Here is a 17,758-nt window from a genome sequence, read left to right on the forward strand (position 1 = left end):
CACTTTTTTTCGGGTTGATGCATTCGTTGCTTTGTTCCATCAACCACAAAAAACACAGACTATGCAATACGTTAACAAACTCATTCTTCTCCTGGTTTTTTTCCTGGCTGCTAAATCAGGAGCAAACGCGCAAAGCATTTCAGGGATCATTATAGACAGCCTGAGTGGACATCTGCTCTCGAATGCCACCGTTACGGTAAGCAAGGACGGGACGGAAATCACAACCCTGAACGCCGATAAAGGATCTTTCCGTTTTTCGGGCCTGGATAGCAGCGCTGCGTATGAAGTAAAGATCCGCTATTCCGGATACCGTATTGAGACGCTAAATCCGGTCAGGCCATCAAATACGGTCCTATCCGTTTACCTTGTGCGGGAGCAGAAAGAAATGGCCGGAGTGACGGTTTCTTCAGCGAAACCATTCATCCTGCAGAAAAATGACAGGATCACGGTGAACGTATCGCAAAGTCCGATCGTTGCAGGCGGTAATGCTTATGATGCTGTGAAGAAAGCGCCGGGCGTTACCGATTTTCAGAACCTGCAATTCAGGGGTAAAAACGTGACTGTTTATATCAATGATAAACCCGCGAGACTTGGCGGTGAAGAACTGAAAAACTATCTCAGCTCGATGCCGGCCAACACAGTGGAGCGCGTGGAAGTGATCCCCAACCCTTCAGCGAAATATGAAGCCAATGGCGGTCCTGTGATCAATATCATTCTTGCAAAAAGTAAAGATCTCGGAACGAATGGCATATTGACAACAGGAGCGGGAGCAGGGCGGTATCCGAGACTGAACAGTGGTTTGTCTGTGAATCATCGTACGGCTGACCTGAACATTTACGGCAGTTATGATCTCCTTCAAAATAAGACAAGGAGCGTGATCCGGGCGGATCGTTCTTTCAATCCACTCTTTTCTGTGAGTGACGAACAGCGCTCTTTCGATGAGTTGCAAAGTCATTCAGCAAAAGCCGGCCTTGATTACACGATCAATAAACGCAGCTCTGCGGGGGTATTGGTAAGAGGTGTATTCACGGATAAAAATAAGTTTAGTAAGAATATGTCTGAAACTACAAGGGATTCGTCATCTCTTGTGACGAGTGAAGGACAGAGTGATGTTTCAACTATCGCAACGAATGTGTATTATAAAACAAAGATTGGGAAAACAGGAGATCTTTCTGTCAATGCAGACTATTTCGACTATGGGAAGACAAGAAAAGATCAGTTCACCACAAGGTATTATGATGCAAAGCAGAGCGAATATGCCGCACCTTACAGGCTCCGTGCCAGCGCTCCTGCTGATAACAAGATCGGATCTTTCTCGGCCGATTATCTATTCAGTGCAGGCAAGATCAGGTACGAAGCTGGAGCAAAGGCGGTGATGACCAGGACGGATAATACGTCGGATTGGGAGAAGAATGCCAATGGCAGTTGGGAGGATGATGTGCAGAGGTCTAACCGGTTCATCTATAAAGAAAATGTTTATGCGGCGTATGTTTCTGCATCCGGAAGCAAAGGAAAGTTTGATGTAGAAGCAGGGTTGAGGATGGAGTATACAGATGCGAGCGGTCATTCAGTCACGTTAAAACAGGAAAACAGTAATGATTACATCAGCCTGTTTCCGAGTCTTACGGTATCCTTTAACGAGTCAGAAAAACAGCAATACAGTTTCTCTTATCGCAGGAGGATCGAGAGATTTGGTTTCGATATTGTCAATCCGTTCATTGTTTATCAGAACCAGTATGCATTTTACCAGGGAAATCCTTTTATCAAACCGTCTTTTTCTGATAATCTCTCATTAGGATGGACTTATGGAAATGAGTGGATGGCTTCGATCGACTATGGACATTTTACAGATGCACTGGCAGAAGTGTATAAAAAGGCCGGTAATGGGGAAGCGATGATCAGCACCTTTGAGAATATAGCCAGTGCGGATCAGCTTAGCCTGAATGTTTCGTATACAAAGTCGCTTTTTAACGGTAAGCTGACAACCAGTAATACATTGGGTGGATTATATGCAAAATACAATGCTCCTGCGGGTACGGATCTGAGTAATGCTGCGTTAGCCGTGTTTTTGAGCAGCAGCAATATGGTATCCATTGGAAAGATATGGAGAGGGGAATTGTCCGCAGCTTATTATTCGCCAATGCAGTTTGGTGCTTATCAGTTCAGATCGCAGTTCTTTGCTTCGCTTGGATTTTCGCGCACATTGCTGGATAAGAAGGCGACGCTTGGGGTTTCTTTAACTGACATTTTCAACAGTAATAAGCAGCGGTACAATGTGTCATCTTATGGGGTGCAGTCAGTGAACAAGAGCATGCCAGAGACAAGATTTATCAAATTGAACTTCACGTATAGATTTGGAAATAAGAATGTGAAAGCCGCAAAAAACCGGCAAACAGGGATCGATGAAATGAAAAAGAGAATGAGCAATTAGGAGTTGCTGTACTAAGTTGGCAGGCTTTTCCGGAAATAGACAGGGAGCTGTCAGGTCTGTGAAATTATCACCAACCTTTCCTGTCCTGATAACTTCGTTCACTATCCGCTTACAGAAAACCCAGAGCCGGGAGCCCTTCAGTTGTGAAGGCCCCGGCTTTGGCCGTCCTGGAACTGCCGCAAACCTCAGGTTGTCCGCCCGGGATGATTGCAGTGAGTCAGCGCAAACTGATGTTTCCCTCACAAGAGTCAGCGGATAAAGCTAAATTTATAAAAATGTTATGCCTATGAACAATAGCCGGTCACAGGTGGTTTGTTTTGGAGAGATACTTTGGGATATCTTGCCTGGCGGAACTGTTCCGGGTGGGGCGCCGATGAATGTTGCGTATCATCTGCATCAGTTAAAGGAATCTCCGGCATTGATCACACGGGTTGGTAACGATGAAAAGGGAGAGGAGCTTAAAAAGATCCTTGCGGAAAAGCAGATCGATACAAGCCTGTTGCAAACTGACCTGACCCGTCCTACAGGGATTGTTTATGGTACGGCGAATGAAAGAGGAGATATGAAATACGAGATCGTAGCGCCTTCAGCCTGGGATTTTATAGAAGCAACGGCAGCTGCAATAGAGAAAGTGCGGGCGTCAGCTTACTTTGTCTGTGGAAGTCTTGCAGCGCGGGATGTGACATCGCAACTGAGCTTGTTTACTTTTTTAGCAGCAGCAAAGACAAGTGTGGTGGATATAAATCTGCGTCAGCCTTTTTTCGGTGAAGCATTGATCGGGCAATTGCTGCAACATGCTGCGATAGCGAAACTGAATAGCGACGAGCTGGACCTGTTATCCCGTTGGTGGGCTATTGAAGGTGATCTGAAAGACCGAATGAGCTGGCTGCAGCAAAGATTCAACCTGGATACGGTGATCGTTACGAGGGGCGCAGAGGGCGCCGCCGTTTTTCATGAAGATTCAATGTATGAACATCCCGGTTATAAAGTGAACGTAGTGGATACAGTTGGCAGCGGTGACGCCTTCCTGGCAGGTTTTCTTCACCGTCGTTTACAGAAGGACAGTATTTCAAATGCCCTGAACTTCGCATCCAGGCTTGGTGCTTTTGTTGCTTCACGCAGCGGAGCCTGGCCAGCATATACTTTACGTGATATAGAACAACTACTTTATCTGTGAGTGCCAGGTTATATCATCATGAAATATTATACTACCGGTAATTGGAGAATACAGAAATGAGATAATATTGAGTAAGATTTAAGGGTTGTTACCGTTTTGCATGGATCAGATTGGGTGCAATACATCGTCAGAGAAAAGATCTTTGCCGATTCAACAAAAGATGCACGATCGTTGTAGTAACCAGTATGTTGATGTGCGGATAACAGATGATTGACAGATACAATAGGTAACGTGACCTAAATACTACTCTAACATGAAAGTTTTTATCAGTCGTGCTATTCCTGAAATAGCGACAGAACTAATGGAGAAAGCTGGCCTGACGGTGACCCAGTTTCCCGATCGAAGAAATATGAGCCGGCGGGAGCTGATCGATGCCTGTTTACAGCATGATGCTTTGCTGAGCGTGGGCCACGAACATCTTGATAAAGAATTCCTGGAAGCGTGTTCTCATTTAAAAGTGATCTCTCTTTATTCCGTGGGGTTTGACAAGATCGATGTTGCGGAAGCGACAAGGCTTGGGATTCCCGTTGGCAATACGCCGGGAGTGTTAAGTGCAGCGACGGCGGACACCGCGTTCCTGTTAATGCTGGCCGCTTCACGGAAAGCATTCTATCAGCATAAGAAAATATTGAATGGTCAGTGGAATTATTATGATCCTACTGCGGACCTGGGTATTGAATTGTATGGTAAGACGATCGGCATTTTTGGCCTCGGAAAGATCGGTTTTGAAATGGCAAAGCGTTGTAAAGGGGCCTATGACATGAAAGTGATCTATCATAACCGTTCTGCGAATCCTGAAGCCGAGCGCGAACTGGGTGCTACGTGGGTGAGTTTTGAGGAGTTGCTTTCACAGAGCGATGTGTTGTCTGTTCACACGGCGCTCACGCCTGAAACAAAAGACAAATTTGATAAAACGGCGTTCTCCAAAATGAGATCAAATGCCATTTTTGTGAATACGGCGCGTGGAGGTATTCATAATGAGGCGGCGTTAAAGGATGCGCTTGAGTCCGGAACGATCTGGGGCGCGGGCCTGGACGTGACCAATCCTGAGCCAATGGCTGCGGATAATCCGTTACTCCAGTTACCCAATACAGCGATCTTACCTCATATTGGTTCCGCTACCGTAGAAGCAAGGGAAGGAATGGCGAGACGGGCCGCAGAGAATGTAATTGCTGGATTAAAGGGAGATAGCCTGCCATATCCTGTCAACCCTGAAGTGAAGGTCCGTTGAAGCTCATCGCAGGCCGCTGCCTGGCGATGTTTCCGTGGTCTTCAAAATTCAATTGATCGTACTGACCGGGCTGGGCCGGTCTTAGGATATCGGGACAGCCGGTAATGGGCAAAAAAAGGGGCTGGATAGAAATCCTGCCCCGTTTTTAATCCAATTTCCTATGAAAAACCATTGCAAGGATACGAAGAAGGCTGGCGCGCGACAATACCATTTAGTGGGTAGCAAACCGGTTGAGTAAATGGCGAAAAATCGCAGTATTTATGAGGAAATCCTCATGGAAATCCTGAAAGGATGGAGGAGCTTTACAAAAAAGAAACAGTCATGCAGGATTCATTTATACTCGAATTAGTTTACAACAATGAAAAGAAGGTGTTTGATGCTGAGTTTCATAAACTCAGCCGGTACACTCACCGGCTGACAGTCAATATTGGCGGGGCCGATGTTTACTTTGAGCCTGATGAGGAGCGGCATTACCGGGCCGTGCTGTCACCAGAGCATCTTTCCAATCCTCCTGATGCCGGGCTTGTTAAAGCGGTGGCTGACAAGTTGCATGAGTTGTTTCAGTTGTAGGGGAGGGGTGGGAGTTTAGAAGTTTAAAAGTTTAAATGTTTAAAAGTTTCATAGGTTTCAAAGGTTGATATCTATCAACAGGTTAGTAAGTTTCGGGGCTTTATGCGTTAACGGGGGCGGGTTGGTATATCGTCGTGCGCTGCGATACATTTGCCGTCGTGTGTTACGAGCCATATACCGTTGTGCGCTACGATCCATATACCGTCCTGCGATATGATCCGTATACCGCCGTGTTGTATGATCCATTTACGGTCGTGGGCTATGATTTATATACCGCCGCGCGCTGCGATCCATTTGCCGTCGTGTGCTACGATCCATATACCCGCCGCGCGCTGATTCATTCGCTGGCGCGCGCAGGCCAGGAATGGGCATACGACAGCAACCGCATTGCTGCGTTTGACTGTCGTCACCCACTTTTCATTTGTATAATTCCACAATTCCTATCTCACTATTCCTTTTTTGATCATACTATAAATGAAAAAAAACGCACCGCCCTTTTCAGGACTGCCCTCCTCCACCAGTCCTGAAAATGACGGTGACTAAGAAATTTCTCTGTTGTAAATATCGCTTTAGGTGAAAGGGAATCCATGGGAAAAACACAGGATCTTACGGGAAAATAACGGAAGTATGGCGGTGAATAGACGATCGCTGACATAAGCTGACGAACTCATCCTACCATTTCAGCGTCGGTTCATGGATGCGGGCAGGTTCCATTTGGTTTTACTACCCTTAAAAAAATATCCCGTCTTTGCAGGCGGGACATTTTAGTGGAGGATGGTGGCTTTGAGTCGATGAGCTTACGCTGATCACCCAGGCCTGTTATGGTAAACTCAGTAAAAGATGTTTGCTTTTCCGGAATAATGCGAAGCGTATAAGGCTTGTAAACGGTTCACACACAAAGCAGTTATTCCTTTCAAAGCAGTTTGGCAGATCACTGAATTGACTTTGTCAAAAAAACGACATTTCTTTTATAAGTGTACTGATCACATTATGGGAGCCCTGGACTTGCTGCGGGATTATGCAGATAGAAAAATAGGTGTAAACCACTATACTACAAGTAAATACACTTGCAAAAATCAGCCACGCTGCGCATTTTTGCGACGATTTTTTTTGATAATTGTCAAAGCTTTTATTCTGCCAGGCGGCTTCTGACGCGGCTCAGGGTCTCGATCGTCATGTTCAAGTAGGACGCGATGTACTTGAGGGAGATCCTGTTAGCAAGCCCGGGGCGGGTTTTAATAAAATGCTGGTACTTCTTTTCTGCAGACGCGATGCGGCAGATATAGGCACGTTCTTCAGCGCCACGGTAATTATCCTCAAGGATCTTGCGTCCGACGATATTGGCTTCCAGAAAATGCTCGTAAAGGTGCTCTACGAGGGCATAGGGCATGGCTATAAGGGAGGAATTCTCTATCGCCTGCAGGTATTCAGGGGAGGAGATAGTCAGCCCAAGATTGCGGATAGACGTAACGATCTCGTTTTCTTCATTGATCCATGTAGTGATCTCCTTACCATCTTCTTTGATGTAAGCCCGTATTACGCCTTTCAGGACGAGATAAAGGTGAGGTTCCGTATCTCCGGGCTTTACAAGAAATTTGCCCCTTGCTACCTGTACAGGAAAGGTCTGTTCATCTATCAGGTCAATGGCTTCTTTAGGTACCGGATAGATGGAATTGAACAAAATAGCTATCGGAGAATGCCCGTCAGGCGTCTTCCAAACCCGCTTCCCCGTCGCGGATACTTTTTTCGTCATGTAAAATGCGTTGAATCACTGATCAGGGCCTATGCCCGGAGCGGTTCAAAAATACCGCATCAGATCTAATTTCCTGCTATAGTAATGAACGAGTTATAAACAATCAGCAAAAAAAAGCAGGCTATTTCTTTTTGAGTTTAACGTTTACCATCCCATCCGGCTGGGATACTTTCAATTTTACGGTGTGGTATTCCTGGTTCTGGCTGGTCAGCACCAGGGGCAAAGCTTTCCAGGTTTTTATCCTGAATTCACCTTTTGCATTGGTTAAGGCTTCTTCCTCGCCCTCCGTTACAAAAAGATACATTCCCTGGATCGGCTTGCCTGTTTCAGCATTGGTAACAACTCCACGGATCTCGACCGGTGTCGCAAGCTTCTTCTGCTGGCCAGGTATGGTCGTTAATGAAAGAAGGGGAAACAGTAAAGCGGTCAGTGTAGATTTCACGAGCAACATAAAAAGGGTTTAGCGTATGTACAAATAATTAAAAAAGTAGTTCGGCCCGGATCTTATTTTTTTGGCAATGCAGTATATAACTATTTTCTTTGTCCACAAATTTAGTAGACTAAATTGTAATCACAAGCAATTTAGCACCTTGTTTCATGGCCCGCCATTCTTTAACATTTCAGGTAAACTCTTTACGCAAACGTTTGTTGAAATAACAGATCAATCAGTTAAGGCAAAAAATCATGTTTAGTTAAAAATGAAAAAATCTTTAGTAGTACTCCTCGTAACGTTGATCGCAGGCTCTCACGAAGTGATGGCACAAACATTTTCTCCTTTTGGAAAATGGAGAGGCGTTTTTCAGCTACGTGATGGTGTTGAAGCTCCATTCAACTTTGAGATCACCGGTAAATCCATCGCTGATGCAAAAGTATTTTTTATCAATGCCGCGGAACGGTTTGACGGCGGAAGAGTAAGAAGGCAAAAAGATTCCCTGTTCATTTCACTCGATCAGTTTGACAATGAACTTGCTTTTAAGATAAACGGCAACCAGCTTGACGGAGTATTGCGAAAGACCGATGGGTCCGGCAGTCCTTTAAAAGTGACGGCCGAGAAAGGAAAACTGTATCGCTTTCCGGTTAACGGCGCCGAACCTGCAGGTGATATTTCCGGTACCTATGATATCGTATCCGGAAAAGACAGCACTGTCGGACTCTTCACCCAGAAAGGAAGCAAACTCAGCGCTACGTTTTTAAGCATTACAGGGGATTCAAGATATCTTGACGGAATTGTAGACGGCAATAAATTCTATCTGTCATCATTTATCGGTTCTGGTGTTGCTTATTACCAGGGAACATTTAATAACGATGGAACTATTACCGGCGAACAGGTAAGTCCGCGGGGTGCAAGAAAGTTTGCCGGCCGTGAAAATGACGAAGCAAAACTGCCAGACCTGTATTCACTCACTTATTTGAAACAGGGATACAACCGGTTTGATTTTTCGTTTCCCGATATAGATGGCAATAAGGTCTCGCTAACAGATGAAAAGTATAAAGGCAAAGCGGTGATCATCGCGATCACTGGTTCCTGGTGCCCGAATTGCATGGATGAAACAGCGTTTCTTTCTCCATGGTATAAAAAGAACAGATCACGTGGTGTAGAGATCGTTGCTATTCACTATGAGAGAAAAGATGATCCCGCGTTTGTAAAAAATGCGATCGGCCGGTATAGAAAGAAATTTGATATCCGTTACGACCAGGTTTTTGGTGGTTTGGCAGATAAACAGTTTGTTGCTAATTCACTCCCGTCTCTTAATACCTTTCTTTCTTTTCCGACCACTATTTTCATCAACAAAAAAGGAGAGGTGGCAAAAATTCATACAGGTTATACGGGTCCGGCAACAGGCAGGTTTTATACCGAGTTTGTCAAAGAATTCAATGAAGAGGTAGATCATTTGCTGGCGGATTGATGTAATTTCTGCGAAATATCGGTTCTCTCTTTAAAGAAGGTTATATATGCATTGCAATGCATGTATAACCTTTTTGATTTCGTTATATCTTCTTTAACTCTTTGCTAAAATCTTTGGAGCTAATTTTGCGTCTCTTTCTTCATACTGGTTGTGTTAATTCAGCAACCGTTCCAGCCAAACTTTAGTACTGCTCCCCGATCTTTTTACCTAACCAAAAAAAGGAGTTGTATCATGAAATCAGTTTTTTCAAATTTCCGTTCGGGAATTTTAACGATCGCTTTAGCAGCTGTTGCTGCAACAATTTTTGTTTCCTGTTCGAAGAACAATGACGGTGATGGTCAGACGCAGCCTGCGGCCGGTTTGCTGGCAGTCAATCTTGCGCCGGATCAGTCAGCGTTGGTGCTTACATTGAATGGTAACAGCCTTACTAATTTTCCGTTGCCTTACACAAACTTTACCGGAGGTTATCTTCCGGTGTTCCCGGGTAGCCGCACATTAGATGCCTACAGTTCAAATTCAACTTCATCACAGCCGCTTGCTTCAACTACGGCGGCACTGGATGTTGAAAAGTATTATTCCGCCTTTACAATTGGTGCCGGCAATAAATACAGGAATGTAATTGTTCAGGACAATTTCGATTCACTGAATGCGAACGGTAATGCCTATATCCGTTTCGTGAACGCGATCATTGATTCTGTCCAGTTGCCGGTGGTTGTGATCAGGGCAAATGGTACGGATGTGGTGAACAGGCAAGCGCCTTATGCTTCGGTATCGGATTTTGTGGCGGTGACACCTGGTTCCGTTCTTATCGATGTGAACAACAATGCGGGTGTGGATGCAGATCGCACGCTGACGCTGGAGCAGAACAAGGTTTATACCGTATTGCTGACGGGCCTTCCCGGGACCACGCCTTCCGGAGAAATGATCAAGTTCATTACAAACGGTACAGTAACGGATGACCAGGCGAGAGGGGCAGGAGCAAGAAGAGCTGCCAATTAAAAAGCTATATGGTTTTCCAATAAAAAAAGAGGATGAAAGATCATCCTCTTTTTTTATTGTCCCTCGGAATATGTTAAGGCTGTTCCTTATTTTCTTCTTTTTTCTCATCCTTCTTTTTTTTAAGCAGATTATTCAGCGTATTCTTGATGGTCTTTTCTGCATTTTTCTTGGTACTGTCAAGGTTTGTTGCTTTTTGTGTACTGTCTTTATTTCCCAATAATTTATTCTTCAGATCTTCTTTTAGGTCGGTAACGACCTGGTTTTTGACGGCGGTGATCGTGTCTTTCAGGGTTTGTTTAGCGCTGTCGATCTTTTGCTGAGCGAAATCCTGTGCCTGCTGCTTAAGATCTGCAACGGCATCACCTGCTACTTGTTTGAGGTCAGTTTTGATGGAAGGGTTTGTCAGGCTTCCTCCCATCTTGATATTGAGGTCGATGAGTTCACTCATTTTTACATCGAGGCCTTTGTTGTTTGCCTGCGTCACCAGGCCATTGATCAGGTTGTTTCCCTGCGTGCCAAGATATTTCCTTGGTACTTTCATGGCAACAATGTAATCGATGGACTGGTCGAAAGAGTGTGTGCCGCCGATCTGCATTTCAATATCCTTTACCTTGATGGTAAATGGCTTCACCAGCACTTTGCCGTTGGCAAATTCAATGGAGTTCCTGATATCTTTTAAGGTGATGGACTGAAGTTCCGAGATCTGCAATGTTGTAGCGATCTTTTCCAGTGGGGCAAACTTCTTTAATGCGCCTTCCAGCAGCAGGAGATTTCCTTTACCGGTAAGACTATTCAGTTGCGGCATCATGTTTCCTCCAAGTGTTCCCGTTACGGATAGTTGAGAGCTAAGTTTTCCTGCAAGGAATTGCCCGATCGGCATTAGTTGTTTTACTGTAACAAAGGAGGTAAAGGCTTTCTGAATGTCGATATCTTTCACATCATAGCTCAGCGCGATCGCGGGATCTTTTTTATTCAGCCTGGTTGAATAAGAGCCATTGAAGGTCATTTCGCCATCAAGCGCGTTCGCGGAAACATTCTGCAGCTTCACTGTTTCATCTGCAAGGGCGATGGTGCCGTTGATATTGTTGTAATTCACATTGTCGTAAGTTACCTGGCCTGCTTTTGCATTCAATACGAGGTCAAGTCCGCCTGGAACAAGAAAAGGTTCCGCTGAAGCAGGAGCCGGGGTGCTTTCGGCCGTAGTGGCCGTGGTGGCGGTTGTTCCCATCCAGTCGTTCAGGTTCATTTTATCAACGCCAACATTGATCGTTCCCTGTAATGGTTCGTTTTTCAATGCATAACCGATCAGGTTATTCAACACACCGCTTGCTGTAAAATTGGAGTTGAGATAAGATCCTGAAAGATTCGCGAGAGAAACGGTCTTTGGGTTAAAGTTCAGCTGTGTGCTGCTGATGGCTACGCCGCCGGGGTAGTCTTTCGATGCGTATTTGAACTTGTTGAGGTTAGTAGTACCGGAGAGATTGATCTTATCATACTCTCCTTTATCAATTGCGGTTTTGTTACCTGCGAAGCTTAAGGAAGCGTCCAGCAGGCCTGTCACCGTTGTGCCTGGTTCGAACTGAACAAATTGTTTTACATTATCAAGGTTAAAGCTACCCTTTGCCGTTCCATTGAAATCAATGGCGGACATTGGCTTTTTCAGGTTCAGTGTGAAGTCGATCGGATCTTTTCCCACTTCTACATGTCCTGAGCTGATGTTCACTTCTGTATTATCAGCAGCGCCTCCGGAGTTAGCGATCTGGATCTTCATATTACCGTTCTGTATCGGCTGTGGAAATGCATCGGAAGAATAGAAGAGTTTTTGGATATCGAGGAAACCGCCGGCGCTGAAATCTCCCTGCTGGGCCTGTAATGCAGCCATTGAGCCCTTCGCAAAAATGTCGGCACCGATGATCCCTGCCAGCTTGGTATTCCCTTCCAGTTTGACAAATTGTGTTACCTGTGAAAGATCTAGTTTACCTTTTGCCACTGCATCAATATACTGGATGGTCCCGGGATTTTTGAAGATGAATTTAATATCAAATGGATCATTTCCCATTTCCAGGTGTCCTTTAGAAAGGTTGATGACGGTGTTATCCATCTGGCCATCTTTATTACTGGCCCGCAAGGCGATCTGGATATTTTTTACCGGCTTGGGAAGATCGGGGTATTGAAAGAATCCATCTTTTATCTCCAGGTTTACATCATACGCTGGTAATTGAACCGGGCTGTAGGTTCCTTTTACAAAGCCGTTAAAAGCCGCACTGCCTGTGGTCTTGATCTTATCGAAATCATTTTTATACACAGCGGGTATCATGGAGAGGATATCTTTAAAATCATTGGAAGGTGATTTGAAGTTGATATCCATGTTATAGGTTGTATCGTTCACCAGTTGAAAAAATCCGTCAGCCGAAAGTTTCAGGTTATTGAGGTTGATATCGTCCGTTTTGAAAGTGTATTTGCTTGTTCGGTTGTCTATTTCGATGTCAGCCCCAACCCCTGTTTGCGTTTGTGCGAGATAAGGCACACCAGCATAGTTAAAGGTTACACCGTCGGCTTTTGTTTGGGTAGACAGCGTGAATACGTCCTGGGTAAAGTCGCCACTTCCGGAGTGGTTCAATCCTTTGATCTCAGCACTCATGCCCGCGGTCTTATCTTCATAATAGATATAGCCATTATTGATCTCATACCTGCTGAGACTCATTTTGAATGCGGAGGCGGAGGTGTCCGATGAGGTTGTGGTATCGGAAGACGGTTTGGTAATATCCCAGTTAGCTTTTCCTTCTTTTGTAACCAGTGCATGGATCCTCGGTGATTCGAGGAAGATGCCTGAAACCTGGATATCTTTTCCTTTGATCACGCTGATCAGGTTGGCGGAGACATCGATATTTTTTGCTGACACGAGGGTATCGCCGGCGAATTCATTGGTACCAACAACGGAGAGATCTTCCAGGCCGATAGACACTTTAGGAAAATGCCTGAAGAGCGAAATGCTGACGTCTTTGAAATCGACGCTGGCTGTAAGATTGTTATTGATCTCTTTCTTGACCAGGTTAGTGATCTGTTTTTTAAATACGATCGGAATGATGAAAGCTGCCGCGATCAGCACCAACAAAACAATACCTGTAATTTTTAAAACCTTTCTGATAATCCTTTTCATAGCAAAATTGGCTTGATATAAGAGCAAGATAAAAAAACTATCGCAAATCGTTTAGGATCAATGTGTCTCATATCCGCATTTTAGTAAAAATCCGGGAGGGGAGGCGGAGATCCACGGAAAAGAGGCATAGCTGCCGCTGCCAGCTGATCCACCAGCTACTAAACAACCATCGTTCCAAACCCGTAATTTCGCCATATGACCCCTGAAAGAAAAGCGAAGTTTGAATCAGTGTTGTCTCACCGGCAACCTGATCTTACGATCGTTCTGGAAAATGTGTTCGACCCCCATAATATTTCAGCTGTGATGCGTACCTGCGATGCTGTGGGCGTGCAGGATATTTATATTCTTAATACGCGTATTCCCCGGCATAAAAAATGGGGAACGAAGAGTTCTTCAAGCGCGGCGAAATGGCTGACGGTCCACCAGTTTGAAGATCTTGATGCCTGTGTGGCACAACTCCGGTCAAGGTATAAACGCATTTTAACGACACATCTCAGCAGCGACGCGGTAAGTTTACATCATATAGATTTTACGGACAGTATTGCGCTCGTATTTGGGAATGAGCATAGCGGTGTAACGGATGAAATGCGGGCACTGGCAGACGGCAACTTTATTATTCCGCAGGTTGGAATTATCCGGTCTCTCAATATCAGCGTGGCGTGTGCCGTTACATTGTACGAAGCATTCCGGCAGAAGAACGAAGCTGGTTTTTATGCTCAGCGAAGGATGGAAGATGAACAATATCATCACCTGATGGAAGAATGGAAAGGGTGGAATGCCAGGGCTGAAGCACAAAACGGGGAAGAAGACTGATCTTTGATCTTTTAAAAGAATACTATGCGTGGAAAATACCTGTTGCTGGCCTGTATCTGTCTGAGTGTGATCACAAATACAGAAGCTCAACATACTAAAAGCGTAAAGATCACTGACCTCGAAAAGACGATCGCGGAAAGTAATACACCGTTGATCATTAATTTCTGGGCCACTTATTGTATTCCCTGTATCGCGGAAATGCCGGCCTTTGAAAAACTGGCGGCGAAGTACAAGAACAAAGGAGTGAAACTGCTGTTTGTTTCTCTTGATATGCAGGATGATTATCCGGCGAAGGTGGACAGCTTTATCAAGAAACGGAAAATACAGAACCCAACCGTTTGGCTTGATGAAACCAATGCGGATTATTTCTGTCCGAAAGTAGACCCCAAATGGTCAGGAGCTATTCCGGCCACTTTATTTATCCATACAAAAAAGAATTACCGGCGCTTCTTCGAAAAGGAGTTTTCCGAGGAAGAGCTGGAAAAAGAAATCATGGCTATACTGCGGTAAAGAGTTTTGGTGCGACAAGGTTAATCGATGGCCGAAGGCCTTCTGAAAGGATGAACCTTATTTCTCTTCCTGATAATTTAACGATTTTACGCGATAAAGGCTTTCCCTTCGGCCATCGGGCTTGACCTGGTTTATATTTTCAAGGGTACTCCAGTAGGATCACCTGTTTTCTTCCGCTTCCATTTCCTGCTTCATTTTTGCCAGCAGGTATAAGAAATAAACCGCGGCACCGAGGCTTGTGATACAAAGAACAAGGCCGAGACTGCTTCCTGATTGAATACTTTTAGCCATGGCGAAACCTACCATTGCCATAAAACCAAGAATGATAAGACGATTAAGACCGACGTTGGATAACATAAGCTTGATTTTGGGTTTAGAAATGATGTGTTGGTATTCACTTGGATGCCATGCGAAAAAAAATCCATAAAACTGCACAAAAAAAATCGGCGGACATTGTCCGCCGATTTTTTTGAAGTCTTTACTTTGTCCGTTTAATGGTACAGCCAACTGATTTGGTGGTTGGTGTTTCGATCGACTTGCCGGTCACCAGTTCATTGATCGCGATATCCAGGTGTTTGCGGCCAACCTGGTCGGCTGCATTGGGATTATCATCGATCGCGCCATGATAAACGAGTTTATTGTTCTTGTCGAACAGGAATACTTCCGGCGTGCGGGTTGCTCCAAATGCATCAGCCATTGCGGAGTTATTGTCAACCACATAGTTGAAGTCATAGCCCTGCTCTTTGGCATAGGACTGCATATCTTCATAAGAGTCGCCGGCAGTTCGGGTAGCCTCGTTCGGGTTCAGCAGGATCACGCCAATGTTCTTGCCGGCGGCCAGTTTGGCGGCGTCAAGCGTTCTTGATTGATATTTTTTCACAACAGGGCAGGTATTGCAGCTAAACATCACCAGCAGGCCGTTCTTCTTCATGGCATCTTTGAATGATACTTCCTTGCCGGTAATATCCTTCATTTTTGTTTCAGCAGAGGGAAGGGTAGAGCCAATGGTAAGCGGATCTGAAATCGATTTGAAAGCCATAAAGGCAATCGCTGCAACAGGCAGGGCGGCCATAAGGATCTTTTTCATACTTGCTCGGTTTTAATAATTATTAAATGATCTTGGTTAAAGTCAGGTTGTATATATCAAAGGTGAGCAAAAATTATGCAGGAAGGTTCCCTCCCGCAAGATTTTTATTCCTTTCATCCACTTCGTACTTCAGGGAATTTATACTCACATTCAGCTCAAATCCGACCAGCAACACCAGCGAGTTGAAATAGATCAACAACATGAGTATCAGTACAGTACTGATAGACCCGTAGAGTTCATTATAATTAGAGAAGTTGCTGACCCAATAGGAGAATCCGGCTGTGAACACGATCATGAGAAATGCCGCCAGTATGGATCCGGGGTTGATCAGCCGCCATCTTTTATGAACGGCCGGCGCATACCGGTAAATAAAGGAAATAGAGAAGAAGAACATGGCAACGATCAGCAGCCAGCGCAGATTGTGGATCAGGGAGATCACGGTTTCATTGGTGATGCCGAGCCATCTCAATACGGCGCCCTGCATGATCAGTAAAATGATCGTGATAAAGAACAAGATGAACAGTATAAATGTGAGCCGCAGCGCCATGCTCCGCTGGTGGAGGCCTTTTCTTTTTTTAAAACCGACATAGTTTTTGTCAAATGAACGCATGATCCCCATGATGGCATTTGAGGAGAAGAACATGGCAAGGATAAAACCGGTTGATAAGAGACCTGTGCGCGGTTTATTCAGGATGTCTGATAAAAAGGTGATCAATCCATGGTTGTTCTTTTCTCCCGGTACTACATCCCTGATCAGGGAGAACATCTGAAAGATGAATTGCTTTGAGATGGGCAGATAGGGAATGAGTGTAAACAAAAAGATCACCGCAGGGGGGATGGCCATTGTGAAGTTGAACGCGATAGCTGAGGCTCTTTCGGTAAACCCGGTTTTTTTCATCTGTTCCATAAAGAAGCGGATCACATCATACAGGGGAATGCCCTGGAAGCCGGGAAGGATGACCTTCTTGCTTTTCCTGACGAGGAAACTGGCTGGCTCTGAAGTGATCAGTTCTCTTTTAAACCGGGTGATGATCTTCATGTTTCTTATTTCACGTTGCGGTTATTCAATTCCTTTTGATAAAGACGGGCATAGGCCATATGGTCTTTATAATTACTGGTGAACACGTGTGTTCCGTCAAAAGCAGCACTTGCTACAAAGTAGATATAATCCGTCTTCGGCGCATTCAATACTGCATCGATGGTATGTTCTGCAGGTGTACAGATCGGGCCTGGGGGGAGGCCTTTATTCATGTATGTATTGTAAGGCGATGGAGTAAGCAATTGCTTTTCATAAATACGTTTCAGAGCGAAGTTGCGCATTGCGAACTTAACGGTTGGATCTGCCTGTAAGGGCATGCCGGTCCTGATGCGGTTAAGATAAACGCTGGCGATATTTGGCCTGTCAGATGCCGCGTTCGTCTCTTCATCTATAATAGAAGCAAGTGTGGAGACCTGTGCCGGAGTCAACCCGAGGCTGTCTGCTTTCGTTTTGCGTTCATTTGTCCAGAATGTTTTCCAGGCTGTATTGAATTCCCGGAAGATCCTGGAAGGGGATGTATTCCATTTCATTTCGTAGGTGAGTGGCATGACCATCACCATAACGTTGTTTGTATCCAACCCGAACTGCTTCAGGGAATCGGGATCATTCATGAAAGCCAGTATGTCGGTGGAATCGCATTCAAGTGCACGTCCCATCCGGCCTGCCAGGACTTCGCGTGTCCGGAATTTGGTGATGACGATGCTTACCGGGCTTTGCGTTCCGTTTTTGAGTTTTCTTACCAGGCCGATCAGGCTCATGCCTTTTGTGATCTCATAGCGTCCCGGTTTGATCGTGCTGTAGCCGGCCATTTTTGCGGCAATGCCAAACCAGGTCTTGCTTCCTATGATCTCATTTTTTACAAGGCTGTCGGTGACATCATTATAGGTTGCGCCTGTGCGGACGTACAGGTATTTGTTTTCAGGAGAATGAACAGCAGGTCCAAAGAATGTCCATCCGAAAAAGACAACAAGCAGAAGGATAATACCGGCAGCAATAAGAAGTATTTTCTTTTTCATAGTTGCGGACAAATTAAACAAAAAACCCTGTCTTTTCAGACAGGGTTTTAAATATTATGTTACGA

At 45.0% G+C, this 17,758-nt stretch carries 15 protein-coding genes; 8 read left to right on the forward strand and 7 right to left on the reverse strand.

The features are described 5' to 3' along the window. The first annotated feature begins 61 nt into the window (after nucleotides 1-61). From LZZ85_RS24655 to LZZ85_RS24670, 4 genes are all read left to right on the forward strand, one after another. Entirely contained in the window at nucleotides 62-2,431 is a 2,370-nt protein-coding gene (locus LZZ85_RS24655) for a TonB-dependent receptor (RefSeq protein ID WP_237876284.1), read from the forward strand. A gap of 286 nt (nucleotides 2,432-2,717) precedes the next feature. Next, nucleotides 2,718-3,608, forward strand: coding sequence for a carbohydrate kinase family protein (locus LZZ85_RS24660; RefSeq protein ID WP_237876286.1), 891 nt, complete (start codon nucleotides 2,718-2,720; stop codon nucleotides 3,606-3,608). Between the two features lie 253 nt (nucleotides 3,609-3,861). Further along, complete coding sequence (locus tag LZZ85_RS24665) at nucleotides 3,862-4,839, forward strand: 2-hydroxyacid dehydrogenase (RefSeq protein ID WP_237876287.1); 978 nt, start codon at nucleotides 3,862-3,864, stop codon at nucleotides 4,837-4,839. Nucleotides 4,840-5,130: 291 nt separating this feature from the next. Beyond that, complete coding sequence (locus LZZ85_RS24670; protein ID WP_237876288.1) at nucleotides 5,131-5,409, forward strand: hypothetical protein; 279 nt, start codon at nucleotides 5,131-5,133, stop codon at nucleotides 5,407-5,409. A 1,129-nt stretch (nucleotides 5,410-6,538) separates the two neighbouring features. On the opposite strand, the gene LZZ85_RS24675 is transcribed toward LZZ85_RS24670, so the two are convergent. Together LZZ85_RS24675 and LZZ85_RS24680 are read right to left on the reverse strand one after the other, a co-directional pair. Next, on the reverse strand, nucleotides 6,539-7,162 hold the full coding sequence (locus tag LZZ85_RS24675) for a Crp/Fnr family transcriptional regulator (RefSeq protein WP_237876289.1): 624 nt from the start codon (nucleotides 7,160-7,162) through the stop codon (nucleotides 6,539-6,541). A 121-nt stretch (nucleotides 7,163-7,283) separates the two neighbouring features. Continuing rightward, nucleotides 7,284-7,613 carry a carboxypeptidase-like regulatory domain-containing protein gene (locus LZZ85_RS24680; protein ID WP_237876291.1) on the reverse strand — a complete coding sequence of 110 codons (330 nt, stop codon included), beginning with the start codon at nucleotides 7,611-7,613 and terminating at the stop codon, nucleotides 7,284-7,286. Between the two features lie 247 nt (nucleotides 7,614-7,860). Here LZZ85_RS24680 and LZZ85_RS24685 point away from each other — a divergent pair, with 247 nt between their 5' ends. Then, entirely contained in the window at nucleotides 7,861-9,069 is a 1,209-nt protein-coding gene (locus LZZ85_RS24685) for a TlpA disulfide reductase family protein (RefSeq protein ID WP_237876292.1), read from the forward strand. 231 nt (nucleotides 9,070-9,300) lie between these two features. After that, on the forward strand, nucleotides 9,301-10,068 hold the full coding sequence (locus LZZ85_RS24690) for a DUF4397 domain-containing protein (RefSeq protein ID WP_237876293.1): 768 nt from the start codon (nucleotides 9,301-9,303) through the stop codon (nucleotides 10,066-10,068). A 73-nt stretch (nucleotides 10,069-10,141) separates the two neighbouring features. Here LZZ85_RS24690 and LZZ85_RS24695 read toward each other — a convergent pair whose 3' ends face one another. Then, nucleotides 10,142-13,228, reverse strand: a complete 3,087-nt coding sequence (locus LZZ85_RS24695) for an AsmA family protein (protein WP_237876294.1) — start codon at nucleotides 13,226-13,228, stop codon at nucleotides 10,142-10,144. A 195-nt stretch (nucleotides 13,229-13,423) separates the two neighbouring features. Between LZZ85_RS24695 and LZZ85_RS24700 the strand changes: the two genes are divergently transcribed. After that, complete coding sequence (locus tag LZZ85_RS24700) at nucleotides 13,424-14,041, forward strand: TrmH family RNA methyltransferase (RefSeq protein ID WP_237876295.1); 618 nt, start codon at nucleotides 13,424-13,426, stop codon at nucleotides 14,039-14,041. Nucleotides 14,042-14,065: 24 nt separating this feature from the next. Then, a complete protein-coding gene (locus LZZ85_RS24705) occupies nucleotides 14,066-14,551 on the forward strand; it encodes a TlpA disulfide reductase family protein (protein WP_237876297.1) in 486 nt (161 codons plus the stop codon). Nucleotides 14,552-14,710: 159 nt separating this feature from the next. On the opposite strand, the gene LZZ85_RS24710 is transcribed toward LZZ85_RS24705, so the two are convergent. The 4 genes from LZZ85_RS24710 to mltG all read right to left on the reverse strand — a co-directional run bounded on the left by LZZ85_RS24710 (nucleotide 14,711) and on the right by mltG (nucleotide 17,693). Then, nucleotides 14,711-14,908, reverse strand: coding sequence for a hypothetical protein (locus LZZ85_RS24710; protein WP_237876298.1), 198 nt, complete (start codon nucleotides 14,906-14,908; stop codon nucleotides 14,711-14,713). Between the two features lie 121 nt (nucleotides 14,909-15,029). Further along, a complete protein-coding gene (locus tag LZZ85_RS24715; RefSeq protein WP_237876299.1) occupies nucleotides 15,030-15,638 on the reverse strand; it encodes a thioredoxin family protein in 609 nt (202 codons plus the stop codon). Nucleotides 15,639-15,711: 73 nt separating this feature from the next. Then, nucleotides 15,712-16,677 carry a YihY/virulence factor BrkB family protein gene (locus LZZ85_RS24720; protein WP_237876300.1) on the reverse strand — a complete coding sequence of 322 codons (966 nt, stop codon included), beginning with the start codon at nucleotides 16,675-16,677 and terminating at the stop codon, nucleotides 15,712-15,714. A gap of 5 nt (nucleotides 16,678-16,682) precedes the next feature. Further along, nucleotides 16,683-17,693, reverse strand: coding sequence for an endolytic transglycosylase MltG (gene mltG, locus LZZ85_RS24725; RefSeq protein WP_237876302.1), 1,011 nt, complete (start codon nucleotides 17,691-17,693; stop codon nucleotides 16,683-16,685). Nucleotides 17,694-17,758: the final 65 nt, after the last annotated feature.

The organism is Terrimonas ginsenosidimutans (assembly GCF_022012415.1).
Classification (GTDB): domain Bacteria; phylum Bacteroidota; class Bacteroidia; order Chitinophagales; family Chitinophagaceae; genus Terrimonas_A; species Terrimonas_A ginsenosidimutans.